18 protein-coding genes are annotated in these 25,765 nt (G+C 41.9%); 10 read left to right on the forward strand and 8 right to left on the reverse strand.

What is annotated here, in order from left to right; genetic code table 11:
* Positions 1-159: 159 nt before the first annotated feature.
* Together HWQ40_RS17600 and purC are read right to left on the reverse strand one after the other, a co-directional pair.
* Positions 160-2,766 carry a BamA/TamA family outer membrane protein gene (locus tag HWQ40_RS17600; protein ID WP_292779929.1) on the reverse strand — a complete coding sequence of 869 codons (2,607 nt, stop codon included), beginning with the start codon at positions 2,764-2,766 and terminating at the stop codon, positions 160-162.
* 173 nt (positions 2,767-2,939) lie between these two features.
* Entirely contained in the window at positions 2,940-3,677 is a 738-nt protein-coding gene (gene purC, locus HWQ40_RS17605; protein WP_292779930.1) for a phosphoribosylaminoimidazolesuccinocarboxamide synthase, read from the reverse strand.
* Between the two features lie 637 nt (positions 3,678-4,314).
* On the opposite strand from purC, the gene HWQ40_RS17610 reads away from it, so the two are divergent.
* Positions 4,315-4,590, forward strand: a complete 276-nt coding sequence (locus HWQ40_RS17610) for a hypothetical protein (RefSeq protein WP_292779932.1) — start codon at positions 4,315-4,317, stop codon at positions 4,588-4,590.
* Between the two features lie 75 nt (positions 4,591-4,665).
* Here HWQ40_RS17610 and HWQ40_RS17615 read toward each other — a convergent pair whose 3' ends face one another.
* From HWQ40_RS17615 to HWQ40_RS17630, 4 genes are all read right to left on the reverse strand, one after another.
* Positions 4,666-7,266 carry an adenylate/guanylate cyclase domain-containing protein gene (locus tag HWQ40_RS17615; protein WP_292779933.1) on the reverse strand — a complete coding sequence of 867 codons (2,601 nt, stop codon included), beginning with the start codon at positions 7,264-7,266 and terminating at the stop codon, positions 4,666-4,668.
* 192 nt (positions 7,267-7,458) lie between these two features.
* Positions 7,459-8,589, reverse strand: coding sequence for a glycosyltransferase family 1 protein (locus tag HWQ40_RS17620; protein WP_292779934.1), 1,131 nt, complete (start codon positions 8,587-8,589; stop codon positions 7,459-7,461).
* Between the two features lie 234 nt (positions 8,590-8,823).
* Positions 8,824-9,978 carry an NAD-dependent epimerase/dehydratase family protein gene (locus HWQ40_RS17625; protein ID WP_292731743.1) on the reverse strand — a complete coding sequence of 385 codons (1,155 nt, stop codon included), beginning with the start codon at positions 9,976-9,978 and terminating at the stop codon, positions 8,824-8,826.
* Between the two features lie 240 nt (positions 9,979-10,218).
* Positions 10,219-10,737, reverse strand: a complete 519-nt coding sequence (locus HWQ40_RS17630) for a hypothetical protein (protein WP_292779935.1) — start codon at positions 10,735-10,737, stop codon at positions 10,219-10,221.
* Between the two features lie 222 nt (positions 10,738-10,959).
* On the opposite strand from HWQ40_RS17630, the gene HWQ40_RS17635 reads away from it, so the two are divergent.
* From HWQ40_RS17635 to HWQ40_RS17650, 4 genes are all read left to right on the forward strand, one after another.
* A complete protein-coding gene (locus HWQ40_RS17635) occupies positions 10,960-11,748 on the forward strand; it encodes an FHA domain-containing protein (protein WP_292779937.1) in 789 nt (262 codons plus the stop codon).
* 221 nt (positions 11,749-11,969) lie between these two features.
* Positions 11,970-12,323 (forward strand): hypothetical protein, encoded by a 354-nt coding sequence (locus HWQ40_RS17640; RefSeq protein WP_292779939.1) that lies wholly within the window; start codon positions 11,970-11,972, stop codon positions 12,321-12,323.
* Positions 12,324-12,401: 78 nt separating this feature from the next.
* Positions 12,402-13,913, forward strand: coding sequence for an AAA family ATPase (locus HWQ40_RS17645; RefSeq protein ID WP_104906609.1), 1,512 nt, complete (start codon positions 12,402-12,404; stop codon positions 13,911-13,913).
* A 141-nt stretch (positions 13,914-14,054) separates the two neighbouring features.
* Positions 14,055-14,405, forward strand: a complete 351-nt coding sequence (locus tag HWQ40_RS17650; RefSeq protein WP_094350625.1) for a DUF1257 domain-containing protein — start codon at positions 14,055-14,057, stop codon at positions 14,403-14,405.
* A 140-nt stretch (positions 14,406-14,545) separates the two neighbouring features.
* Here the strand turns inward: HWQ40_RS17650 and HWQ40_RS17655 are convergent, their stop codons facing one another.
* Positions 14,546-17,080, reverse strand: coding sequence for a DEAD/DEAH box helicase family protein (locus tag HWQ40_RS17655; RefSeq protein ID WP_292779941.1), 2,535 nt, complete (start codon positions 17,078-17,080; stop codon positions 14,546-14,548).
* Positions 17,081-17,348: 268 nt separating this feature from the next.
* Between HWQ40_RS17655 and HWQ40_RS17660 the strand changes: the two genes are divergently transcribed.
* The 3 genes from HWQ40_RS17660 (at position 17,349) to HWQ40_RS17670 (ending at position 20,360) form a co-directional block, all read left to right on the forward strand.
* Positions 17,349-18,533 carry an AbrB family transcriptional regulator gene (locus HWQ40_RS17660; protein ID WP_292779942.1) on the forward strand — a complete coding sequence of 395 codons (1,185 nt, stop codon included), beginning with the start codon at positions 17,349-17,351 and terminating at the stop codon, positions 18,531-18,533.
* A gap of 446 nt (positions 18,534-18,979) precedes the next feature.
* Positions 18,980-19,795: a DUF1838 domain-containing protein gene (locus HWQ40_RS17665; RefSeq protein WP_292779943.1), complete on the forward strand. Its 816-nt coding sequence runs from the start codon at positions 18,980-18,982 to the stop codon at positions 19,793-19,795.
* Positions 19,796-19,838: 43 nt separating this feature from the next.
* Positions 19,839-20,360, forward strand: a complete 522-nt coding sequence (locus HWQ40_RS17670; protein ID WP_292779944.1) for a GNAT family N-acetyltransferase — start codon at positions 19,839-19,841, stop codon at positions 20,358-20,360.
* Positions 20,361-20,447: 87 nt separating this feature from the next.
* On the opposite strand, the gene glsA is transcribed toward HWQ40_RS17670, so the two are convergent.
* Complete coding sequence (gene glsA / locus HWQ40_RS17675) at positions 20,448-21,419, reverse strand: glutaminase A (protein ID WP_292779946.1); 972 nt, start codon at positions 21,417-21,419, stop codon at positions 20,448-20,450.
* 900 nt (positions 21,420-22,319) lie between these two features.
* On the opposite strand from glsA, the gene HWQ40_RS17680 reads away from it, so the two are divergent.
* Both HWQ40_RS17680 and HWQ40_RS17685 read left to right on the forward strand, forming a co-directional pair.
* Positions 22,320-23,423, forward strand: coding sequence for a septal ring lytic transglycosylase RlpA family protein (locus tag HWQ40_RS17680; protein ID WP_292779948.1), 1,104 nt, complete (start codon positions 22,320-22,322; stop codon positions 23,421-23,423).
* 185 nt (positions 23,424-23,608) lie between these two features.
* Positions 23,609-25,213, forward strand: a complete 1,605-nt coding sequence (locus HWQ40_RS17685) for a bifunctional pantoate--beta-alanine ligase/(d)CMP kinase (RefSeq protein WP_292779949.1) — start codon at positions 23,609-23,611, stop codon at positions 25,211-25,213.
* Positions 25,214-25,765 lie beyond the last annotated feature (552 nt).

Consider the following 25,765-nt stretch of genomic DNA (forward strand, 5'->3'; position numbering starts at 1 on the left):
TTTTGGTAAAATCCCTGATATTCCCTGAAAAATCTCATTAATCCCTTTATCGGAACAGTATTGAGGTAAATGTAAAAATTAGCAAGCTCATTAAGAAAGAGAATTGTCATTAGTCCTTTGTTATTCACTAATGACCAATAACTAATGACTAATGACAAATTAAAATCTTTCGCCAATACCGAAATTAATCCGGCTATCACCATCATCGTTGATACCGTAATCAATCCGAATTGGCCCCAGTGGAGACTGGACGCGAACGCCAAGACCATAACCATAGCCACTGCCATTTTTGTTCAACACTTCAGCGGCCCTAGTACTAGTTCCCAGGTCACTGCCGAGATCAAAAAATAGTGCGCCACTGACTACTGAAAAAACTGGAAACCGATACTCAACTGATGCTTGCACATAAGAGCGTCCACTACCTAATGCTCCTTCTTCATAACCCCGGACGGAGTTGCTACCCCCAAGGGTAAAAGCTTCGTAGGGAGGCAAGTCACCGAGAATGGTTCCTGCTTGCAGGTTAAATGCTAAGGTTTGTGCCCCTTTGCTGAGGCTAATCAGCTTAATGGGTAAATATTGGCTGTAGCTACCCCGGAATCTGGTAAGGAAGATGTTGCCTAGCCCCACAGGGACTGACTGATCGACTCCAAAGCGGAGATAAGAACCACTAGTGGGTTGCAGCGGGTTATTACGGAGATCGCGCTGTGCCCCCACTTGCAACAGTAGTAAATCGTCTTGACCGCCGCTAGAGAGGGTCAATGGAATTTCATCACTGATGCGGTTTCCAGTATCATCATCAAATACCGCTCCTGTTTTTCTAAGATTGCCATCAGCATCACGGGCGGAAACTCGTTGATACTGTAAACCCGCTGAGGCAGTCCAGACAGAAGTTTTATAAGGATTGGCAGACAAAGGACGGGTAAAGGTGACACCACCGCCTACACGGAGAATCCGGGGGCGATCCTGAGAATCTACATCGGTGGGATTATCTGGATTAAACGTCCTAATGTCTTCATCTTGACCATCAAAAATCAACGAAATAGAACTGCGGCGGAAAATATTGGTTGTGTAGGAAGTCCGGTAAGGATCTCCTGCGATCCAGGGGTCGGTATACCGCACGTCAAACAGCAGTTCTCGTTCTCCCACCTGTATTTCTGTCCCCAGTTTTTGGTTCCTACCGTTCAGGTTTTGCTGTTGATAGCTAACTGTTCCAAAAAGTCCGCTAGCAGAACTAATCCCTGCCCCAGCAGCAATAGAACCGCTGCTGCGTTCAGCTACATTCACTACTACATCCACCTTGCTGGGGTCGGTACCAGGGTCAAGGGAGACATTCACATCTTCAAACAGTCCCAGTCCATACACGCGCTGTAGGTCTTTTTGCACTGTGTTGCGATTGAATACTTGTCCTGGCTTCAACTCCACTTCTCGTGTAATGATGTAATCCTGTGTCCGTCCCCGAATTGGTTGTCCCTTCTCGTCTGTTTCCTGACCATCTTTGTTGCGGAACCGGACTCTAATGTTTTCTACTACCCCTTCTGCGACTTGTAAGGTAACAACTCCGCTTTCAGAGACTTGTGGCGCTCCAATCACGTTGGCTAGGACGTAACCTTGGTCTTGATACCGCTTGTTTAACTGCTTGATGCCTTCTTGCAAGTCACGCAAATTGAGAATTTTGCCATACTGCTCCCGAAATACTTCATCCACAGTGTTAGCTGGTAGTACAGAAGGGACACCAGTGCCAGGATTGGCTTGCACTTCTACTTTGCTGAGGACGGGATTAGGCTGCACAACAAAGCTCACCCGCACTCCCAAGGGGGTATCTTCTGGCGCTGCTTGGACGTTGGAGAAGAAGCCAGTACCAAAGATAGCGTTAATATCTTCTTGCAGTTGGCTGCGGGTTGTCGTTTGTCCTGGTTGGGTACGAATTACTCTGTAAACTTGGCTTTCCAGTTCTGGTGATAGTTGGCCAGCCTGGGATCTAACTACTACTTCCGATACCAGTACGCGGGGGTCATTGGCTTCTGGGGCTGCGTTGGGTTGAGTATTGCCCGGAGTTGTCGGTGGATTAACATTCTGCGGACTGGGAGTAGCACCTGGGAATGGAGTATTGCCTGGAGTTGTCGGTGGATTAACATTCTGCGGACTGGGAGTAGCGCCTGGGAATGGAGTATTGCCCGGAGTTGTCGGTGGATTAACATTCTGCGGACTGGGAGTAGCGCCTGGGAATGGCGCAGGTGTTCTTTGTTGACTAGCTGGGGGGGGAATATCTGGAGTAGCTGATGGTTCTGGAGTTGTGGGTAATAAAGGTTCCGTTGTGGGTGGATTTACATTTTCTGGAACTGGAGTGGTCTCAGGAGTTGGGGAAGGCGTTGGTTGTTGAATTTCTGGCGGTGGAATGTCTGGAGCCGGAGACGGCTGTTGAGTAGGGCTAGGATTGATTTCAAGGGTTTGTGCAGTTGTTGTCGTTGTGGAGGTTGGCACAATTACCTTTGGGGTCGCGCTTGCTGCTGGGTTGGCAGGGTAAATTGCGACGACGCGGGATTCTAGACGCTCTGCCTCTATAGTTGCTATAGATTTAGGTTGAGATTCTAGACTTTTACTAGAGTTAACCTGACCAGTGTCCTTTTCTGAGTGCTGATTTTTTTCTAGTGTCAAAACTTCTGTTGTCTGTTTGGAATTGTTGGCGGTTTCTGCATTCGCACTCAATGAGCCACCCAAAGGGGCTGCAATTGCTACTGCTGCCAGCAATACGGGAGATAAACGCATTTTTCTTATATTCCTCTTCACGACCACACACACCATCACAAGGCAATAATGCCCTTATGCCCAAGGTAAAACTCAAAACATAATTTTTTTCTTTTGCTTTTTTACTTTACAAGGCAAAAGGCAAAAGGCAAAAGTTAAATATAATTCCTTCTCACCTTTTGGTTTTTACCTGGTTAACTTATAGTTTCTACTGCTTTTAGCACTCTTTGTAAAACCTCCTGGTAGGCATCCTCTACATTTCCTAAGTCTCGGCGAAAGCGATCTTTGTCCATTACCCGCTGATTTGTGTCCTTTTCTGCGGTATCCCACAAACGGCAGGTGTCGGGGCTAATTTCATCTGCCAAGAGCAACTGCTGTTGTGAGTCCAAACCAAACTCTAGTTTGAAGTCTACTAGGGTAATGCCACACCGCTGCCAAAAGTTATTGAGAAATTCATTGATTTTCAATGCTAGATGTGTAATTACGTCTACTTGTTCCGCAGTCGCTAGTTCTAGCAAGTACAAGCGATCGCGTGTCAACAAAGGATCTCCTAATTGATCGTTTTTGTAATAAAATTCAACCAAAGGCTGTTTCAGAATTGTACCCACTGGTAATCCTGTTTGCTGACACAGACTGCCAGCAGCAATATTTCTGATCACTACTTCTAAGGGTAAAATCTTTACAGCCCTCACCCGCATTTGATTCGGGGCAGGGCTGTCAATGAAGTGAGTCTTTATACCATAAGCCTCCAACTGTTTAAAAAGCTGGCTGGAAATGCTACAATTAATTTTTCCTTTGCCTTCGATGTTGCCACGCTTTTGGGCGTTAAACGCTGTGGCATCGTCCTTAAAATCAGCCAACAAGACTTCTGGATCGTCCGTTGTATAAAGAATTTTCGCTTTGCCTTCGTATAACTTAGAATTAACAGACATAGTGGCAGGTAAAGTTTTAGGCGATGGACAAAAGTTGTCCTTTGAGGCTTCACCATTTTATCTTTAGTTATTAACTATTAGCCATTGGTGATTATTTAAGAGGAAGCAAGAGCAGGGTAAAATAATTAATAACCAATACCCAGACCAATTTTCTCTTCTTGATCGCTTCTTAATAGCCAGTTGCCAAATATTTAGAACTAAATCTCTAACTTTTAACAGAGGACGATGGACTTTCATATCTAGTATCCTCACGTAAGTAGTTTTACTATCAGGATTATAATTATTTTTGAGATAATAAGTTACCAAGACATACTAGTATGTCATAATAATTTGTAACTCAAGGTCTCGACCGAAGCTAATTACAATTTGAATTTCATAAATTAAGATGAGATAAATTGACAACAGGGAGGAAAATCAAATATTCTCCTAGTTACTTTAGTGGAAATTATTTTTGTAATATTTACAACACAAGTATTTCAAGCTTTATCCTCTAGTCGCAAAATCTGAATCAACCAATTCCTGCATCAACAATTGGAAAAGGAATTGGATCATCTGATTTACCCCAATCTGACAAAAAAAAGATTAGGTTAGCTAGTAATTCAGCTTCAGAAACCCAAACACAAGGTGAATTGAATAAATGGAGAAAAAAATAGTGAACAAAGATGATTTTCTCTACCCTCGCGGCCGCTACTACGGTCAGGTTAAGCCAGAAAACTTGGTTTTTAATGCAAATCTCCAGGAATTTGCTCAACGGGTAAGTTACATTTGCAACTTAGAAACGGGTGGAAAAGTGCCTCCAGGTGCAGCTTACGAACAAATAAAGGATTTGTGGAAACAGTTGAAACGCTCAAAAAAAGAGCTAGGAATTGGCGAAGATCCCTTTCAAGATGACCAGGGAGAGACTCAAGGTTGAATGGGGAATGGGGCATGGGGCATTGGGAACTGATAAATGACCAATTACCAATGACCAATGACAAATGACCGATGACTACTTAGTAAGCATTGTCCAGACACCATCCCAGGACTCTGGAGGCGGCGTTTGTTGATAATTACGCGCACGCTCTAGGTGGATATCAACAGCTTGGTCTTGGGGTTGGATGGATTTGGCAGACTCGAAACAAGCGATCGCTTGTGAGAAGTTGCGGGATAAATAAGCATCGCGTCCAGTATGATAGTGAAATAAAAACTCTTGAGTGTTGGCATCTAAGGGAGTAGTGCGATCGCTAATTAACTCATAGATATTAACTGCCTGGTGTTTCCCTTTGACTCGGATTTTATCTAACTGGCGTACCCAAATGTGATCGCTGCACAATTGGTAAGTAAATTCACTTAAAAGAATATCGCAACCGTAATCCTTTGTTACCGCTTCCAAGCGCGAACTCAAATTTACACCATCTCCAATGACGGTATAATCCATCCGTTTGCGGGAACCAATATTACCCGAAACCACATCCCCAGAACTAATCCCAATGCCAATACGAATTTGCGGCTGCGCCTGGATAATTCGCCGTTGGTTAAATTCCTCTAAGCGGCGTCTCATATCTAACGCTGACTGTACAGCCCTCCAAGCATGATTTTCTGTCAATGGTAGCGGCGCACCAAATACCGCCATTAAGGCATCACCAATAAATTTATCGAGAGTGCCTTCGTGGTTAAAAACTGCCTCTACCATCGTTTCAAAATACTGATTGAGCAGCAATACCACCTCAGCTGCACCGAGATTTTCTGTAAGTGTTGTGTAGCCCCGGATGTCAGAAAACAAGATAGTTACTTCCTTCCGTTCGCCTACCATTAAAGCATCTTCCCCTAATGCCATAACTTGTTCAGCTACATGGGGCGTCAGGTAACGGGACATGGTAGTTTTCATCCGTTTTTCCTGAGTAATGTCTTCTAAGACCACCAAACCACCGCGTACACCGCCTTCTGGGTTAGTCAGGGGATTAACAGTAAGATTGATATTGCGCTCTAATGTTTGTACTTCATTAGAAGTGAGAAACTCAGATTGGGGAGTGAGGGGTTGATTCCAAGGAATAAAAATATCGGGGTTAGTGCGATCGCGCAGTGTTAAAATTGAGTACTGATTCCTAAGTCCTGTTAACGGTAGCGGAGCGTTTAGCCCGTCCTGATTTTCACTCAGCACTTGGTAAAGTCCCAGCATCAAACTTTGCTCTGGCACATAATGTTTAGCTCCAGTTTTTAGACTATCTTCTAGTCGCATTTGGAGATTTTCAATTGGCACAACTTCCCAAACTAGGCGACCAATCAAATTTTGTTCCCACAAAAGCTTGTTGTTCTTACTATTAGCGTCTCCTATCGGACAACCCAGAAACTCTAGGGCTGCATCATTAATCGTGACAATCTGTCCTGCCATATCTGTAGAAATCACAGCATCTGACAGACTTTGTAAAATATCTTTTTGATACTGTTTTTCTAACAACACATTTTCAAACAGGCGAGCATTTTCTAAGGCAATTCCTGCCTGATTATTAAAAGCCCGCATAAACTCTTCATCAGAAGCAGTAAAACTGCTTTGTTGCTTATTAATTAATTGTGTAACGCCAATCAATTCATTTGCAGAATTAAATACTGGTAAACACAGGATATTGCGAGTTATATAACCAGTTTTTTTATCTGTAGTCGGGTCAAAGCGGGGGTCTTTATAAGCATCGGAAATATTTAAGGCTTCACCAGTGGAAGCAACATATCCAGCAATGCCACGGTTAGCGGGAATGCGAATTTCTATCAAGTTTGTGCCATCTGCTGCCACTGCAACTTTCGTCCAGAGTTCTTTCAGCTCTTTACGATATAAAAATAGTGTGCTGCGGTCTGCTTGCATTAAAATTCGAGCTTGTTCCATGACTATCTGCAAAGTTGCTTCTAAATCTAAACTTTGCCCCAGTGTCTGAGTTGCCCGCAATAAAGCCGTTGCGCCTCTTTGATTACGAGCCGCTACATAAAAAGATTGGCAGCTTTCCAGGATAATACCAATCGAAGCGGCAAAGTCTCGAAAACGTTCTTCATCATCATGATTAAACGGAACATTCCCGGTTTTATTAGCTAGTTGCACTACCGCTACAGTCTGGTTTTTGCTACTGATAACAGGCATACATAAAATATTACGGATTTTGTAGCCCATTTGTTTTTCAAGTTCTGGGCTAAATAGGGGGTGAGTATAAGTTTCAGATATGTTGAGATATTGACCTGTACTGGCAACATGACCAGGGATACCCACTGTGATGGGAGTACGAATTTCTAAGAATTTTTGAGTATTATCTTGAGGAACTTTTGACCACAGTTGACCTTTGTCATAATCAACTAAAAAAATGGCTGTATGTTCTGCTTGGAGAATTTGACCAATTTTGAGTGTGATAGCTTCTAATACTTTCTCCAACATAGTTTCTAGAGCTTCATTATTGATGAGTTCAATAGCTCTCAGAAATTGCTGGAACTCGGCAGTTATGAAATCGAGTAAGCAAACAAATTCATTAACAGATAAGTCTTTAACACGACGCAGTAGGGCGTGAGTACGATTAACTTGAGTCAGTTCAGTTAATGTAGCCAAGACGCTGCCAGGGTTGGGGAGTGTCACGTCGCTTCGCTCCGAATTAAAAATTCACGCATTCAAAATTAATAATCCCCATAAATAAATGGGCTTGTATCATGAGTCTGTTTCGGTCATGGGAATTTTAGGTTTTAGATTTTAGATTTTGGGCATAGGGTATGGTTATTAATTCTTCTTCCCTTGCCTCCCCTGCTCCCTCATCTCCCCACTCTCTACCTCTTATTTTGCCAACAGTTCAGAAAATATCACCTTTTGATAGTAATCTTGTAGCTGCCTGGTGGCAGCTGTCCAACCCCAACTTTCTGCTTCCTGGCGGGCATTTTGACGGATGATATCTCGTTGTTGTTTTTGTTCTAAGAGGCGAACAGTAGCAGCTAACGCTCCTTGAACATCTGCTGTTGGCTCAAAAAGATATCCATTTACCCCATCTGTCACAATATCGGGAATTCCCCCCGAACGGGCTGCTACCACCGGACAGCCAGCTGCCATTGCTTCTAGTAGTACTAAGCCTAGTGTTTCTGTACGGGAAGGAAAAATAAAGGCATCAGCACTCGCAAAGGCAGAACCTAACTCTTGCCCCATAAGATAGCCAACAAAATAAGTGTTTGTGCCAGCAAAGTGTTTTTGCAATGCTTGACGGTGGGGACCATCTCCAACCAATGCCAACCGCGCTTGGGGAATTGCTTCTAAGATTGGTTTGATACGCTCAATTTCTTTTTCAGCGGAAAGCCGTCCCACGTAAAGTAGCAATGGACTTTCTGGATGATTTTTTGATAGGCGCGATCGCATCTCTACACTAGCTAAATTGGGGTGAAATAATTCTGTATCCACCCCACGTTGCCATAAATCTACACGTTCAATACCGTGTGCTGTCAGTTCCTCTATCATTGCTGTGGAGGTACACAGATTTAAAGCTGCTTGATTATGAACGCCTTTGAGTAGTTCCCAAAGAAAACCTTCCAGCATCCCTAAGCCGTAATGCTGGAGATATTGGGGTAAATGCGTGTGATAAGACGCTACTAAGGGTATTTTGAGGATTTTGCTATAAAATATGCCAGATAAACCTAAAACGGCTGGATTCACAACATGAATAATATCTGGCTTAAACTCTTCTAAAGCGTAACCAATGGCTGGGCGGGGAAGTGCCATTTTTAATTCTGGATACAATGGCAGAGGAAAGCCAGTAACGCCGTAAACTTTAGCGCCTTTGTGTTCTGTGATGCCTCCATCAGGGGCAATCACCAACACTTGATTACCACTGCGCTGGAGATGGTCAACAGTGTGGCGCAGGCGCGTTACAATGCCGTCAACCTTGGGTAAAAAGGTTTCGGTAAATAGGGCAATTCTCATAAAAAACTATTCAGTCCAGGCAGATAATCTCAGCTTAAGAGTGCATTTTGCTATTAAACACAGAGTAAACTGTCTCACGTCCTGTAATCAATTCTGCAAAATCAAAATCACTGTAGTAAACGGCAAATTTAGCAGTAGCTGGACGATACACCTGATAAATAATAACTGTTTGGTCGTCATATTGTGCTAGAATACAACGACCAATTTTAGACCCACGATTTACTGGGGTTTACGCTAATTTCTGTGCCAAGAGACTTTAGGCAGAATTTGTTTGTGATCGACTCGCGTCTGATACTTGATGGCAAAGTTTAACAGAGAATCGAGGAGAGAATCAGAGAGCAGGTGCGGCTGTAAACCTAAATCAAGCAATTTTGTATTTTTAGCATTGAAGTAATGTTCTTCTTTTTCAACTCTGGGATTATCTAAATGATTGATTTCTACGTTCAATCCGATAGCATTACCAGCTTTTTTCACCATCAATGCCAAATCGCCGACGCTAAATTGTTCAGTAAATTGGTTAAATACGCGGAATTCACCAGCTTCGGCAGGGTTAGCGATCGCTAATTCCACACATCTTACTGTATCCCGAATATCCAAAAATCCGCGAGTTTGTCCACCTTTACCATAAACAGTTAAGGGGTGTCCGATCGCTGCTTGAATACAAAAGCGGTTTAGTGCAGTACCAAACACACCATCGTAATCCAGCCGATTAATCAATAGTTCGTCTATCCCCGTCTCTTCGGTTAAGACGCCATAAACTACACCCTGATTTAAATCAGTTGCCCGCAATCCCCAAATCCGGCAAGCAAAGTGGATGTTATGACTATCATGGACTTTGCTTAAGTGGTACATCGAACCGGGCTGCTTGGGATAAGGTAGGGTATCCTTGCGTCCATTGTGTTCAATGGTGATATACCCTTCTTCGATATCAATGTTGGGTGTACCGTATTCGCCCATCGTCCCCAGCTTCACCAAATGACAGTCGGGGAAATCTTCCCGCATGGCGTACAGCAAGTTCAACGTACCAACTACATTATTGACCTGGGTAACAACTGCATGTTCTCGGTCAATCATGGAAAATGGGGCCGAACGCTGTTCGCCAAAATGCACTAGGGCATTTGGCTGAAATTGCTGTAATGTTTTATGGAGAAATTCGTAATTCGTAATATCGCCGATGAACAAGTCGATAGATTTACCCGTCAAATCTTGCCAGCGCTGGAGACGTTGTTGAATGAGTGCGATCGGAGTGAGAGTTTCGACACCAAGTTCATTATCCCAGTGCCGTCGCACCAAACTATCTAGAATTCCAACTTCATAACCTCGATTGGAAAGGTAAAGAGCAGTTGCCCAACCGCAATATCCATCACCACCAATAACCAGGACTTTCATCTTCACCAGTTTTTACTCGCTGATAGCTAAATCTATCAGGTTTCTGTACCCTCTTAATCATTATTATGGGGGAGATATGGATTTTGGGGGCAGATGAGGGAGATGAGGGAGATGAGGGAGATAGGGGGACAAGGGGGTAAACAAAACTCCTAACTCTTAACTCTTAACTCCTAACTCAGCACGGGCTAAACGCCCCGCTACCGCTAACAGCACTCCTAACGCCCCATGCCCCATGCCCCATTAAAACTTTGAAATCCGATACTGCTGGGCAATGTAATAAAACAAACGATAGTAATTTTGAAATTCTTGGCTCTTGCTGCGTCCCTTTAAATAGTATTTCACTTGACTTTGAGTTAGAGTCAGTGTCATCGAACTTATTCCTCGCTCAACTTCTACGACCAGCACCCCAGATACTCCTTGAGCGGTCTGAAAGTTGGATTTTATCTTTTTCACAGACTCTTGATCGTTTGGTAGCTGATGACTTGCCCACCCGCGAATTTCCACTGAGTTATCCTGTGGTGAAATAAACGCAATTCCATCACCATTTTCTGATGCTGCTAATGAAGTCCAGTTACTCGGATATGGAAATTCAAAGCCATAACGGGAGTTGCTATAAGTTTTCCAGGCGATCGCTCTGGCGTTAAAATCATTTGCAGTACAACCCGACAGCATTATTAACAGGGCAATGACTCCGCTAACGCTGGCGGCAAACCGATAAATTCTTCGCCCCAAACTACAGATTTTATTAGCAGTAGCCATTTACATCACACATTTTGCCAAAGTCACTGATTTTATAGAAATACCAGAAACTCAGATCAATACCTTCGCCAATTTACTAGTTATTCCCAAATCCGTAAACTGCTGAATAAACTGCACCAAAAGAGCGTTGATTAAAAATTCAATATTTTTTCAGGATATTTACTATTCTCTTTTGAGTTCCCGGTAGAGGAAGCTCAGAGAAAGTGCTTTATCACACAATTCATGTACAGTGCATCTCAGACAGCCGAGCTAACTTTGGAGCTTTTTCACTTCCAAACCAACACATCTTTGCAATTTCCACCAAATCTTTCTGTAATTTGCATCGGTAAGCCAAACGACCAAAAACCACCAGATATTGATATCTCTGGCTTACCAGAATCAGATGTGGTATCTCGCATCCACGCGCAAATTTGGATAAATGGGGATGAATACCATATTACCGATTTGGGCAGTTCTAATGGTACATACATTAACGGTGTGAAACTTCAACCTCAAGTTTTTTGTCCACTGCATCCAGGAGACAGAGTTTCGTTAGGGCAGGGAGACAAAATAACTTTCATGTTTAGGGTGCAGCAGCACTCTACATCTGCCACAAAAAATCCTATGCCAAACTCCCCGCCCACAAAAATTACAGCGCCTACCATCGGTAAAGAAGAAGAACAAGTAATCCTTGCCACTAAGCTTATTGGCTTAGGACTAATCCTAGCAGGCGTTACATTTTTAAGTACAAGTATTTATGTGAGCGTCTACTTACGCAGCACACCTGGAATTTTGCTGTGTATGGGAGGTGTAGTAGCTCTAAATTGGGGTGGGCGCGATAATCGGAAACTGGGATGGGTGCTGATTGGCATAGGAATTGCTCTGTTCATCGCCAGTGGTGTTGTAATCGGCTCAGTGTCCCTTTTTTCGATGCTAGTGTCATTTGCTGGCATCTCATGTGGATATCAGTTGTTTACAACCGGAAAGGTATTCAACTTTAATCCGCTTACGCTTCAAATAATCAAAAAATAAGCCAAGTCAGGTAATCGTTGGTTTAGCGATCGCTAATTTCCATCAAGAATTAATTCTGAGAGCTTTGTATTGAGCGATCAATCAATCAATAAACAGCATTTTATTCCCAATTTGTAAATAAATGTAACAAAATTAGCGTTAAAACGTTTTACTGTCTTGACAACCAATAAAAGAACCTATAACTTGATATACATACCCGGGTAAGACCGTTAAAGAGTTATATGCAAACGCAAACTAAGCAAAAGGTCACTTTGTATTTATCGCCAGAGTTGCACAGAAAACTGAAGATTCGTTCAGCAGTTGATTCCGAGCCAATGTCAGAACTTGCCGAACGTGCCCTTGGTTTTTACCTATCTAATCAAGAATTAGTTGATGAGTTAGAAGATTCTACTTATGGGCGGACTCATAGAGTTTATTCATGCCCAACTTGTGATAGCTCACTAGTCTTACGTGATGGGGAACTGGTTACTTTAGGCAATCAACCAGGAGTAGTTGGTCAAGAGCATCTTTCTCTCGATGAGATGGATGAAGATCAAACCAATTCCAAGGGTAAGGAAGAATTAGTTCCTTGCTAGATAGATATTCATGATTCGGTTGTCTTTACCAGAAGCAATGTCTCTACTGTCTCTATAAGGTCTCAAGTAGGTCGAAGTATGAACGAAGAGCTCAAGATCCTAATTCAAGCTCAATACCCTTTAATCTACCTTGTTACCTCCGAGGAAGAGCGGGCCGAGCAAGCAATTTCCACAATCGCCCAGTTGTTAAAGCCCCAGCGCCGAGTATTTGTTTGGACAGTAACACACGGGATTGTTGAATATGGTCAACCCCGAAATGTCACCCAACATAATACCGTGTCTCCAGAGGCGGCAATTGAGTGGATCATCCGGCAGAAAGAACCAAGTATATTTATTCTTAAAGATTTACATCCCTTTATAGATGCGCCTGCAACTAACCGATCTTTGCGTGATGCGATCGCTAGTTTCAAAGGTATGCAAAAGAACATCATTTTGATGTCTCCGATGCAGCAAGTACCTATAGAACTGGAAAAGGAAGTTGTCGTTCTCGACTTTACATTGCCAGATATGGCTGAGTTGAATAAAGTCTTAACTCACCATATAGAGCAAAATCGTGGTCGGCGACTGACAACAGAAGCCAGAGAAAAACTTCTCAGAGCTGCTTTGGGTCTAACTAAAGATGAAGCTGAGAAAGTCTACCGTAAGGCACAGGTAACTAAAGAGCGTTTGACGGAAGATGAAGTAGACATCGTTTTATCTGAGAAAAAGCAACTAATTCGGCGCAATGGCATCTTAGAATACATTGAAGAAGATGAAACTATTGATGCTGTAGGTGGCTTAGAAGAGTTAAAAAGATGGCTAAAGCAACGCTCTAACGCTTTCACAGAAAGAGCGAGAGAGTATGGTTTGCCTCAACCAAAGGGGATGTTAATTTTAGGAGTTCCGGGTTGCGGTAAGTCATTGATTGCCAAAACTACTTCCCGGCTGTGGGGTTTACCACTGTTACGGTTAGATATGGGGCGAGTCTACGACGGCTCAATGGTGGGACGAAGTGAGGCAAATCTGCGAAACGCCCTGAAAACAGCAGAGTCTATTTCCCCGGCGATTTTGTTTATTGATGAATTAGATAAATCCTTTGCTGGTAGTGGAGGTTCATCTGATTCTGATGGGGGGACTTCAAGTAGAATTTTCGGCTCTTTCCTCACATGGATGCAAGATAAAAAATCACCAGTGTTCGTGATGGCAACTGCCAACCGAGTAGAACGCTTACCTGGCGAATTCTTGAGGAAAGGACGCTTTGATGAAATTTTCTTTGTCGATCTGCCAACACCAGAAGAACGGCAAGATATTTTTAATATTCATCTGACCAAACGCCGTGAAGACATTTCTCGCTTTGATCTTGAGCAACTAGCTAAGATGTCTGATGGCTTTTCTGGGGCAGAAGTTGAACAAGCGATCGTTGCGGCAATGTATGAAGCTTTTGCCCAAGATCGGGAGTTCACCCAACTAGATATTATTGCTGCACTGAAGGCAACATTGCCGCTGTCTCGAACGATGCAAGAACAAGTAACGGCTCTGAGAGATTGGGCCAGACAGCGCGCACGCCCCGCAGCATCCTCCGTAGCTGAATATCAGCGAATGGAGTTTTAAAAGCTTTCCTCTGCCATCCCAGGGGGAAAGGCTAGCTGAAAATGCTAGCAGTTATAAGAAAAGCCGCATCCTGTTAAGCGCGGCTTCGCCCAAAACAAACCGTTGTCGTTTTTCTCAATCTTCTCATTGGAGGAAACCCAAATGTCTCACTTTAGCACCCTGCGTACCAAAATCACCGATGCCGAAATCCTCAAGGCTTCCTTGCGCGACCTCGGTATCAGCGTAAAGACTGAAGCTGATGTCCGTGGTTATAACGGTCAGCGTGTCCGTTCTGACATCGTTGCCGTGTTGGAAGGCGAATATGATCTCGGCTGGTCTCGCAATGGCGATGGTTCTTTTGACCTAATCGCTGACCTGTGGGGCGTTGCTAAGAAGCACAACCAAACCGAGTTGATCAACTCAATCAACCAAAAGTATGCCGTTAACAAAACTTTGGCTGAAGTGAAACAGCGCGGTCTGCAAAACGCCAATGTGAAGTTGGTATTGCAATAACAATTTCTGTGCGCGTTCCCAAAGCTGCACGGGTTAACCATATAAATAGCGGTTAGCCCGCTTTTTTATCGGGACTGAGATGTATTTCTCAGTCCCGATTTTTGATTAGTCTAGTCAATACTAATTTAAAATTAGTAATTTTATTTCATCGTAGTAACATTGATGTGTTCAGCATGACAACCAGGCTTATTTTTAATTAACTTAAGAAGTTCTGCTTTATGTTGAAGCAACCATTCAGGATTGTTACTAGGGTACAAATATATGTTGTAAGTGTAAGTATATACCTCCCAATCAATTTTGGAAACTGCTTTGCAATGGTAAAAGAAGTTAACCACTCTTGTTAGAGCCTTTATAGCCTTTTCACTTTCTGATGTAAATGATAAATCAAGATTTTTTTGATCCCTCAATTTTGTTGTATTACACCGAAAATCAATTTCATTCTGACCTTTACATCTATTGCAAGTAACACACAATGTTTGTAAGTTTTCTATAGATGTTTTACCACCCATAGAAAACGGTTTAATATGATCTATTTGTAATTTACCTTTGGTATTGATTCCACAACATAAGCAAGCATACTTGTCTCGTTTTTTAACTTCTTCTTTTTTTGCTTCGGTTGGTTCTCTATCATCTTCTTCTGATGAAATAATCACAATTTGAGTAGTTTTACCTACAGGCTTAGGATTAATAATGTTTCTAATTGCTGCATCAACGGCTGTTTCAAATCGAATCAAGCTTTTGTAAAAAACTTTCCACAATGTTTCAGGTTGAGAAAACTCTTTGCCTAAATATTCGTATTTTAAGCGAGATGAAAAATCAATTAATTTATAAGCAAGTTTGTCTAAGTCGTAAAGTTCTCTTTCTTCAAATGAATGATATGACGGTGCAGATTGATCTGGATTTCGAGCGATGTGCCGTACAATCTTAATTAAATCAGACTGGAGCTTTTGTCCTATGTCATCAACTTTGCGGTCAAAATATTTATCTATCCACTCTTCAACTTGAGGCCGCATCAATTTATCATCAACATATTCTTTAGACCATTTATCTCGTAAGTTTGCGAAAGGAATGGATTTAATAAAAGCCTCAAATTTGTATTTTGTATGTTCATATACCATAATAAATTCAGTAAATGCTTCCGTGGATTCATGTTTATTGTCAGCATCAGCATATACAATTTCAGTTTTATACCAACCAATAGGACATATTTTTGAGAATTCAGGTATTGGGTATTCTCCACCACTCTCAATTGACTTCGATAATTCTTCAACTAAACGAATAGAAATATATTCAAATGGATGATAGCCTTTTACAGACGGTTCTGAACCTCCAGTATCACCATCTTTTGGGTTAGTCCAATCAATTAAACGTTTCCATTCATCGAAGAATAAAACAATATTTGCCTCACTGCTACCTCCTACTTTTTCACCCCGTAATGCTCTACCAATCATTTGAGTCATCAAGATAGAGCTTGTTGTTTGGCGAGTAATAAATACAGTTTGAACGCTAGGAACGTCAGCCCCTTCTGTTAACATTCGTACATTGATTAAAACATCAAGCTTACCATTCTTAAATTCATCCAAAATCCTTTGATTATCACTTTGAGTACGTTTGTTTCGTGCTTCAGCAGAGCCGGGATCGGCATCTATATGTGAATAAATTGCGTCTACTTTTATACCCTTTTCGATAAGCTTGTCTTTGATATAGATGCATTGAAACCAACGGTCAGCAAAAATAATGGTTTTACCATAAGCATCTTTATTTGATACATAAGTGTGTACTATAAAATCGTTTCTCTGTTTATCATTTGCAAGTTTTTCAATAATTGATTCTGGGAGGTCTTGATGTTGCTTAACTAGCCGATCGTATAATTTATCATCAACTTCTAATTCTTTTCCAGTTGCAACTTCAATGTATTTAGGTCTAGCTAAAACTCCTTGTAATATTAAACTTTCTTTTTTCGCTTCATAAATAATTTCATTTTCAAAAATTTTCCAAAGCCAACCCCTTCTAGCCTTATCATTATAAGTTGGTGTAGCTGTTAAACCTAACAGATGTAATCCTGGAAATAACCCTCGAAGTCCTAAAGCAGAATCTTTTTCACCAATTAATAAGTTTCTGCAACCATAGGCTGGTGAGTGATGAGCTTCATCAACTACTACAAAAAGTCCTGTTTTTCTACAACTATCAATAAATTTTCTGAAAGCTGTCTCAAACTTTTTACCATATATGTCTTTACCTTCAGTATGTAAATTATTGATAGCTGTTTGTATTGTCATAATGACAATATCATCAGTCAGTTGTATAGATGAGGCTTTTGCATGAGAAGGATTACTAGAAACGCACCGAATATTTAACGTTTTCTTTGGCTCTGGAATATCCTTAGCAGCTTTAAAAAAGGTATCAGATGCTTGATCCAATAGGTAAAATGAAGGAGCTAACCAAAGAATCTTAATATTTTTAGGAATTACATGGTCAGATAACCATCTGACAGCCGTAAATGTCTTGCCAGCACCTGTAGGAAGTACTAAAATTCCACTACCAGGTTTTTCACTACCAAATTTAAACGTTTTACTCAGGGCTTCAAATGCTTCAATTTGATGCTGGAAAGGTGTTTTAGAGTGGTAGTTAACAGATTGATCTCTTAATTGATCAAGATTGATAGATTCGTACATAATGGTGTTGTCCGATTCGGTTTTACCTAGTGATAATAATTTGACCACTAGGTTAGTTTGCCCATAATGTATGCTTCAAACTCTTATGCTTTGAAATTTTTCTCTGTCAAACCTGACTTAAATCTAAATCTAAAATCAACTCACCATTAGAATTAAACCCTACACCTGTAACATTTTGCTTGTTTCTGGTAATGTGTAGTGTGCGATCGCATCGCCGGAGATCCACTTTTGCACCTATGGCTTAGACTTAAAAAAAAGCTTAGTATCGATGAACCAAAGTCTAAGTGGTACTCCCAGTCTGGAAAAACACACTCATGAAAATCTTGTTGTTACCAAACAACAGCTATTTAGCAAGCAACTAATTGTCCTTGCCTTGGAAATGCTTCTGGCATTACCTCTAGGTTTACTTCTCGCAAAGTTGCAAATTGGCAGGATTGCCTGGATATTTGGCGGGATTGCGGCTGGTACAGTGGTTCTCCAAGGGTGTCGAATTTTTTATGAATATTCTCCCCAACCTAACCGCACTGCTAGAAAAGTGGGAATGGCACTTGTCGGCTTAACTGTCGGCGCTTCCAATGCCCACGCTAATCTAGCTAGTATTGCTTCTTGTATTCCCATATTTATTTTTCTTACCTTATTTCTGCTGCTAAGTGGAAGCTGTATCGGTTACATTTACTCCCGCGTCAGCAAAACTAACCTGTTTACAGCGATGCTGGCTACGGTTCCTGGTGGTGTAGGAATTATGGCCGCGATCGCTGCCGATTACAATAAAAATGTTAGCTTGGTTGCCTTAGTTCAGGCGATTCGCGTCACCTCTGTAGTTGTTCTAATTCCCTTCATCGCTAGGACATCAGCTAGTAATTACTATCCGCAAACACTCCCAATCAACGCTGCTTGGCTCAATCTCGATCCATCTCAACTAGAATTACTCTTGTTAGTACTCCTAATTACTGGATTAGTAGTTTATCCAGCTATATTATTTAAAATTCCCGCCGGCGATTTCTTTGGTGCATTGTTGATTGGTATTGGGTTTAATCCTTTGCTACATTGGCTGCCTTTTGTAGGTGATATTAGCTTTAGTCCGCCGCCTTTAATAAACTTATTGGGTCAAATGCTCCTGGGAATTACTATTGGTGAATATTGGGGAGATAAACCTAACTTTAGAAAGCGGACTGTCGCCTATGCCTTAATGTCTGTAGGGATGACTCTCGTAGCCGGAGCGATCGCTGCTATATTTGCGATGCAATTAACCTCTTGGGACTGGTTAACCTGTCTTTTAGTCACAGCACCAGGAGGATCAGCGGAAATGATCCTGGTTTCCCTGGCACTAAATCATAATGTTGAAATTGTCACAACTGGTCATTTAGTGCGACTAATTGCGATTAATAGTTCTCTACCTCTTTGGGTGTTTTTGTTTCGCCGTCTAGATGAGCAAGTTTCTGAACCAGTTTAATTGATAAAGGCATGGGGTATTGGGGATTGAGCAAAAGAGTAGAGTTTTTATGCTTCTTCATGAGTATCAAAGGCTCATTCACAAGTATCAAAGGCTCATTAATGGAGTTCAAAGGCTCATTCACAAGTATCAAAGGCTCATTAATGGAGTTCAAAGGCTCATTCACAAGTATCAAAGGCTCATTAATGGAGTTCAAAGGCTCATTCACAAGTATCAAAGGCTCATTAATGGAGTTCAAAGGCTCATTCACAAGTATCAAAGACTCATTAATGGAGTTCAAAGACTCATTCACGAGTATCAAAGGCTCATTAATGGAGTTCAAAGGCTCATTAATGGAGTTCAAAATATATTTCTTATACCTCTCCCCTACCTTTTAACTTCTAAAGATGCAACTTGAATGCTGGTTAGCTTATCCTTTTGTTATCCAAATACGAAGGATGCTTTAGATGGTTGCCCAAATCCAAGAACTTGAAGCCCAGCACTGGGTTAAAACTCGTTCTTCCCTCGACCCTACCGAATCGACTTTCCTGATTTGGAAAGGTAAAATTTACGCCTTTATCCCCGGTGAAAAAAGACAACTCCTGTTTAAGATGCTGGGATTGAGCGTTAGCCGATGTATTCCCACAACAGAAGGTAGCTGGGATTTTACTTCTAGGGAACTGACTTACTACCTCAACCCAAAAACAGATGAGGTTTTATCCAAATGGGAGAATCCTTGGACAGACGAGACAGTTCCGGTGCTTCACGTTGCCAATAATCCAGTGCAGGGTAAGTTTGAGGGAAATTTTCCCGCACAAGTAGATGGTGACAGCACAACCTTCGTTTTTGATATATTTCCTTATTACCCCAATCCCTTAGCAGACGATCGCAAATTTGCCGAATACAGCCCAAATCCAATTTATCAAGCAGCAGAATTGTTTAAATTAACTGTGCCAACCGCAGATTTATTCAACCCAGCACTTAAATCAGTTTCTGAACTCAAACTGAGTTGGGATCGGATTGGTCAATGGCTTCCTTGGATGAAAATGGGCGATCGCCCCGGTCAACTTATCTACAGTGCTGTTGGCAGCAAAGTCAATGGTTTAACAGAACTTCCCCCAGTGCTACAAGACGAAATTAATAACCGTATTCCTCTATATAAACAAGCCCCAAAAGCATTGATAGATGGAGAAGATATGACTTCCTGGTTGTACTTCCAAAAGCACTTTCAAGCTTACTTAGCTGGTGAAATCTTCCCACTTCCCCAAGCAGAAGAATTGTAAACTAGCTGGAAAGAAATATCGAACTCTTGCCAGGAGATAGCTGATGGCGATCCGAGAAGCAAACTTAACCGATGCACCTGCGATTGCTAGAGTGCATGTAGACGCTTGGCGGACAACCTACAACAACTTATTGCCAGCAAAGTTCCTGGCAGATTTATCCTATGAAGAACGAGAGACAAAATGGGTAAAAATTTTCAGCAATATAGCTCAGGATAATTTTACCTATATTGCTGAGGATGAAATCGGACAAATAGTTGGTTTTGCCAGTGGAGGTGAAGAGAGGACAGGCGATCGCCTTTATCAAGGTGAGTTGTACGCTATCTATATTCTGGAGAAGTACCAGCGCCAAGGTTTAGGATATCGCCTGGTTTCCAGCATCGCCACCAGGTTGATCGAGTCAGGTATTAGTTCAATGTTAGTGTGGGTTTTAGCTGATAATCCCGCAGTCCATTTCTATCAAAGGCTTGGTGGTCAGCAGGTGTACCAGAAGCAAATCGAGATTGGCACAGTGCAGCTGGTTGAGGTTGCATACGGTTGGAAGGATACGCGAAGAGGGATAATTTAAAGTCTGGCGATCGCTAAATTGGGGATTGCGGACTGAGGACTGGGGAAGAGTTTTTCAATGCCCAATGCCCAATGCCTAATGCCCACTTCACTCTTGACCTGAACAATCAAAAAGATGTAAACCTAACCGTTGGGAAAGTTCTTCACACACCTTTACCCCCCGCACACTATTACCACGCATATCCAGAAGCGGCGAAAAAACTCCGATGCCCATCTTATTGGGTACAACGGCAATAATCCCACCACAAATACCGCTTTTCGCCGGAATCCCAATTTTATAAGCCCACTCACCTGCAAAGTTGTACATCCCACAGGTATACATAACACTCAGAATATCTTTAATGTAACGCTTATCTACCGCCCGTTCTTTGGTGATGGGGTTAATACCTCTGTTAGCCAGAGTAGCCGCCATCACCGCTAAGTCTTGGCAATTCACCATCACAGCACACTGCTGAAAATAAAGATCCAGCGCCTCTTCAATGTTTCGGTCAATCATGCCAAAATTCAGCATCAAATGCGCCATTGCGCGGTTGCGATGCCCTGTACTCCGTTCTGAGGTAAAAACTGAAATGTCAACGAATACGTCACGGCCAATATATCGGCGAAACATATCTAGCATCCGATTGAGGCGTTCGGTGGGGCCGGAACCTTTGATTAAGCTAGTGGTGGCGATCGCTCCAGCGTTTACCATTGGATTATAAGGTCGCTTCGATTGCTCATCCAAAATAATCGCGTTGAATGCATCTCCCGTTGGTTCCACGCCAACTCTAGTTAAAACATAATCCAGTCCATGATCTTCTAAGGCAAGTCCATAAGCAAACACCTTAGAAATTGACTGAATAGTAAAAAGTTGCTCGTAGTCCCCAACTTTGTAAACCTGACCATCTACTGTCACAATGCAAATGCTGAACAAATCCGGGTTTGCCTTTGCCAGTTCGGGAATGTATTTCGCTACAGCACCCTCCCGCAGTGACTTGTACTGGGAATGCAACTCGTGGAGAAAAGCTTTTAATGGCGATGGCTCTATTTCTAAATCTCCTTGATGCACTTGATTTGTCATTAGGCTGATGGCATTTCCCAAAATACCTACTATATATAGAAGAGGTACAGCTGTACATCCCTACAGTTACAAAGATTTTGTCAAAAACAGCTTGCTCTCAAAAATCATACTTGAGCAATTACTGAAAGTAAACAAGATAAGCTGTAATTTTTAGTACACGCAACATCTGTTATCTAAGCGATCGCAAAGTTTTCTTAAATTTTAAGTGATTAATCCTGAAAAATATTAACTTGAGTATTGTCCTTTTTTTTATACTCAGCAATACTGTACTAGTAAGTTATATTTATCACTAATATCGGTCTAGTTGTGGAGAATAAAAGTAATGATTGATGTAAGTAGAAAAAACTTTCAAAAAAGATATTAGACTCAAACTAATTTGCATAATTATTTAACACGTAACTCATATCACGACTTATTCATAGTTAAATCTAAATATTTCATTAAATAAATGATTTTAAGTATTTATGCCGTTGCTATTTAATTAAAGTTATATTACCTTCTTATAGGAAATAGCCAAAAAGTATGTGATCTAGAATACACGGGTAGTTGCGAGCCTTTAGAAGTGATGTGAATAGGGTATCGCTACTTTAGTGTGAAATAAGCGTAAAGTTTTTTTAAGAAATTTTTGACTTACGGAAAAAAGCGTTACATAGCCAAAGTCCGCTTTTGAGAAAGGTTTCGACCTTCAAATTGGAATGGGAATTTGAAAAAGTGGCCGATAGTTACGCTAAAACCCTGATCCCCAAGCCAAAAGGTTCGTGTTAGTCTGTTGCAGTTATAAAGAACAAAGTGAAAACGGAACGAGTTCGAGTTTTTCAAATAGGGAAATCACTTTCATTTAGTGAAAAATCCCGCAAGTTATAAAACTTAAGTTCTACAGTCGCTTTCAAAAACGGACGCATGAATCAAAGACATTTGTGGACTATTGTTGCCCTGTTTATGACTGTTTTGGGAGTACCCTCAGTCGGTTGCACTCAAACCACCAAGGGAAATGCGCTAGCATCCCAAAAATCACCCGCCCCTGATGTCGTTAAGGTGGGAGAGTACCAATCAACAGCAGGGAAACAAACCTTGGATGCTGTGATTACAGAAATTCATCTTCACAACATTAAAGGACGTAAGGCGGCAACCCTTTTTATCAAAAATATACCTGTTCTCACCTTTGTGAGTTCTGTATCAAATACGAATCTTGAGACTAAAAAAGTTGGTGCAATTGACAATACTGGGGGCGTACAATCGTACGCCCTTATTGCTAGCAATTCATCAAATGCATTAAATACTGGGAACCTAACAGATGCGAGTAACCAGATTAGCTCCGCTGACAATGACCCGGTTCAGATAGCTGGTGTAATAGCAGCTAAGATCAACCAGTTGAATCGGGAAAATGTGGATGGGAGTAAGATTACCGTCAGTTGGAAAGCAGGGGAAAAATCTACTGCCAATCAAGCGCAAAACAAAAGTGTCCCTGTCCAACAAGATGGCGATCGCTATGTAATTAAAATTAATGGCGAAGAGTTGGTAGAAATCAACGAAGGTACGCGATTAGCAGGTACTACCAACGATCTAGCGCAAGATGCATTGCAAGCAACCAATCGCTTGCGGAGACTACTAGGCAATGCATCTCCCCTAAAAGAGATTGCGAATTTACCAGTACGTCAACAAATATCAATACCAAAGCTACCCCAACAAATTGCCGTCGGAGTAGTGCGAGCCACCTTGAGAGGCATGGCTTCTTATTACGGCTATGACGGTTCTGGTAATCGTACTGCTAGCGGTCAGAGATTTAATCCCGAAGCAATGACTGCCGCCCATCGCAGCTTACCCTTTGGTACGCAAGTGCGTGTAACTAACACCCACAACGGTCGTTCTGTAGTGCTGCGGATTAATGACCGAGGTCCATTCATTCGGGGTCGAATTATTGACGTGTCTGCCGGCGCGGCTCGAATTTTGGGAATGATGGGCAGTGGCGTTGCACCAGTGCATATAGAAGTTTTAGGGAAATAATCATTAGGCAATAGGCAATAAGCAATAGGGAGTAGAGATTTTCCCAATGCTCAATGCCCAATGCCCAATGCCCAATTCCCAATCCCAGTTCCGTATCACTTAATTCCCCTAGTTCAATCATCTCTTCCCTCTATTTCGGATATAAACTAACGGGGGAGGGATCGATAAGAACTAGGGGTATTTTTGTGCGCCTGCTGACAACAGTCGCAGCTTTACGCTGCTATTTAACTAAATGCTCAGAAAACAAGCTAATTGCGGTTACTGAGGATCTGAGACTAGATGAGATGACTGGCTGGTATCAGACGGCAGTGGGTCTGGTGCCAACTATGGGGAATTTGCATCAAGGTCATTTAAGCTTAATCCAACGGGCGCGGCAAGAAAATTCTACGGTGATTGTGAGTATTTTCGTTAATCCCCTGCAATTTGCTCCCAATGAGGATTATCAACGCTATCCCCGCACTTTAGAGCAAGACCAACAACTTTGCGAACAAGCTGGGGTAGATGCCATTTTTGCACCGACTCCGGAAGAAATGGCAGTTCCTCAGAAGAGTATACAAGAATCAAAGGTTACACAAGTTATCCCCCCATCTGCTATGATAACAGGCTTGTGTGGTCGTTCTCGGCAAGGTCACTTTCAGGGTGTCGCTACGATTGTTACCAAACTTTTCAATTTGGTACAGCCTGACCGTGCCTACTTTGGTGAAAAGGATGGTCAGCAACTAGCAATTATTAAACGCTTAGTAGCTGACTTAAATTTGCCAGTAGAGATTGTTGTTTGTCCAACAGTACGGGAAGCGTCGGGTCTTGCCTTCAGTTCTCGCAATCAATATTTGACTGCAACGGCAAAAGAGCAAGCAGCGGTGTTGTATCGGGGCTTGCGACGAGCTGAAGCTGCATTCATTGCAGGCGATCGCAATAGCAACAAGTTGATAGCAGTGGTACAGCAAGAAGTGGCAATGGTCAGCACGGTCTCAGTGGAATATATTGAATTGGTTGAACCGACTACGTTGATGTCTTTAGAAAAAGTTGAGGAGGAAGGAATGTTGGCGATCGCAGCTCGTCTTGGTGCTACACGTTTGATTGACAATATCATATTGCGCGATCGTCAACCCATTATCGCCATTGATGGTCCAGCTGGTGCTGGAAAATCTACAGTAGCGCGGCAAGTGGCAGCAAACCTGAGTCTAGTGTATTTAGATACAGGAGCAATGTACCGTGCTGTCACTTGGTTAGTACTGCAAAAGGGAATTGCTATTGACGATGAGTGTGCGATCGCCCAATTAGCTAATCAGTGTAAAATTGAACTTACTCCCACCGAGGATTTACAATCGTCCGTGCGGGTTTGGATTGATGGTGCTGATGTTACCCAGGTGATTCGCACCATTGAGGTAACATCTCAAGTATCGGCGATCGCGGCACAAAGCGCTGTGCGTCAAGCACTAGTTAAACAACAGCAAAACTGGGGTAAAAAAGGTGGTTTAGTAGCTGAAGGTCGGGATATTGGTACTCACGTATTTCCCGATGCCGAAGTGAAAATCTTCTTAACCGCTTCTGTAAGTGAACGCGCCCGTCGCCGTCAGCAAGACTTTAACACCCAAGGTCAACCGGAAGTGAGTTTAGAGCAGCTGGAACACGACATCGCCGAACGTGACTGGAAAGATAGTACACGCAAAGTTTCTCCTTTGCAGAAAGCAGCAGATGCGATCGAACTTCAAACTGATGGTTTGGAAGTGTCTGAAGTCACGGCACAAATCGTTAACTATTACCAACAGCGTTTATCTCAGTATTAATTACTGCTATTTGTTGTTAGTTTTTTAGTTTCAAAGGGTGGTGGGTGAATGATTATTCACTTACCATCCTCAAAACTGTATTTGAAAATAAAATAGATAATTTGACTATTGGCTATCTTCTTTAAGAACTAGCATTTGGAAAGTGTAAATAAATCTTACATTTATTGAAATATTAAATTTTTTCTTACATTTTTTTTCTTACATTTATTTAATATTAAATCATCTCGCTTTTGACTGATTTTTCACATTCTAATTAATCCTACTAAAGATAGAAGTATGAAAGCTTTAATTGCTAAATGCTAGTTAGTTATTAGCCCTTTGCTATAAAATATTAGTCATTTTTATTTATAGTTAGGAATTGCTAGCGATTTGACTTATCACCGAAGTACTTTCGTTTCCGTCTTCACTTTATCTTCACTTTGGTAGTAGAATGACGATGTTAAGTTTTATGTTCCATGATTAAAGACATAAAACCACTAAAAATAAAAGCTATTAATTTCCTAAGCTTCTGCAATAGCTTTCAACTGGAAACCGGTAAAGAGAGGATTTCAC

This window comes from Nostoc sp. NMS9 (genome assembly GCF_017114995.1).
In the GTDB taxonomy this organism is placed as follows: domain Bacteria; phylum Cyanobacteriota; class Cyanobacteriia; order Cyanobacteriales; family Nostocaceae; genus Nostoc.

Excerpts from the sequence above, each read along its gene's own strand:
- HWQ40_RS17600 (WP_292779929.1), bottom strand. The coding sequence starts at position 2,766 with ATGCGTTTATCTCCCGTATTGCTGGCAGCAGTAGCAATTGCAGCCCCT.
- purC (WP_292779930.1), bottom strand. The coding sequence starts at position 3,677 with ATGTCTGTTAATTCTAAGTTATACGAAGGCAAAGCGAAAATTCTTTAT.
- HWQ40_RS17610 (WP_292779932.1), top strand. The coding sequence starts at position 4,315 with ATGGAGAAAAAAATAGTGAACAAAGATGATTTTCTCTACCCTCGCGGC.
- HWQ40_RS17620 (WP_292779934.1), bottom strand. The coding sequence starts at position 8,589 with ATGAGAATTGCCCTATTTACCGAAACCTTTTTACCCAAGGTTGACGGC.
- HWQ40_RS17625 (WP_292731743.1), bottom strand. The coding sequence starts at position 9,978 with ATGAAAGTCCTGGTTATTGGTGGTGATGGATATTGCGGTTGGGCAACT.
- HWQ40_RS17630 (WP_292779935.1), bottom strand. The coding sequence starts at position 10,737 with ATGGCTACTGCTAATAAAATCTGTAGTTTGGGGCGAAGAATTTATCGG.
- HWQ40_RS17635 (WP_292779937.1), top strand. The coding sequence starts at position 10,960 with ATGTACAGTGCATCTCAGACAGCCGAGCTAACTTTGGAGCTTTTTCAC.
- HWQ40_RS17640 (WP_292779939.1), top strand. The coding sequence starts at position 11,970 with ATGCAAACGCAAACTAAGCAAAAGGTCACTTTGTATTTATCGCCAGAG.
- HWQ40_RS17645 (WP_104906609.1), top strand. The coding sequence starts at position 12,402 with ATGAACGAAGAGCTCAAGATCCTAATTCAAGCTCAATACCCTTTAATC.
- HWQ40_RS17650 (WP_094350625.1), top strand. The coding sequence starts at position 14,055 with ATGTCTCACTTTAGCACCCTGCGTACCAAAATCACCGATGCCGAAATC.
- HWQ40_RS17655 (WP_292779941.1), bottom strand. The coding sequence starts at position 17,080 with ATGTACGAATCTATCAATCTTGATCAATTAAGAGATCAATCTGTTAAC.
- HWQ40_RS17660 (WP_292779942.1), top strand. The coding sequence starts at position 17,349 with ATGAACCAAAGTCTAAGTGGTACTCCCAGTCTGGAAAAACACACTCAT.
- HWQ40_RS17665 (WP_292779943.1), top strand. The coding sequence starts at position 18,980 with ATGGTTGCCCAAATCCAAGAACTTGAAGCCCAGCACTGGGTTAAAACT.
- HWQ40_RS17670 (WP_292779944.1), top strand. The coding sequence starts at position 19,839 with ATGGCGATCCGAGAAGCAAACTTAACCGATGCACCTGCGATTGCTAGA.
- glsA (WP_292779946.1), bottom strand. The coding sequence starts at position 21,419 with ATGACAAATCAAGTGCATCAAGGAGATTTAGAAATAGAGCCATCGCCA.
- HWQ40_RS17680 (WP_292779948.1), top strand. The coding sequence starts at position 22,320 with ATGAATCAAAGACATTTGTGGACTATTGTTGCCCTGTTTATGACTGTT.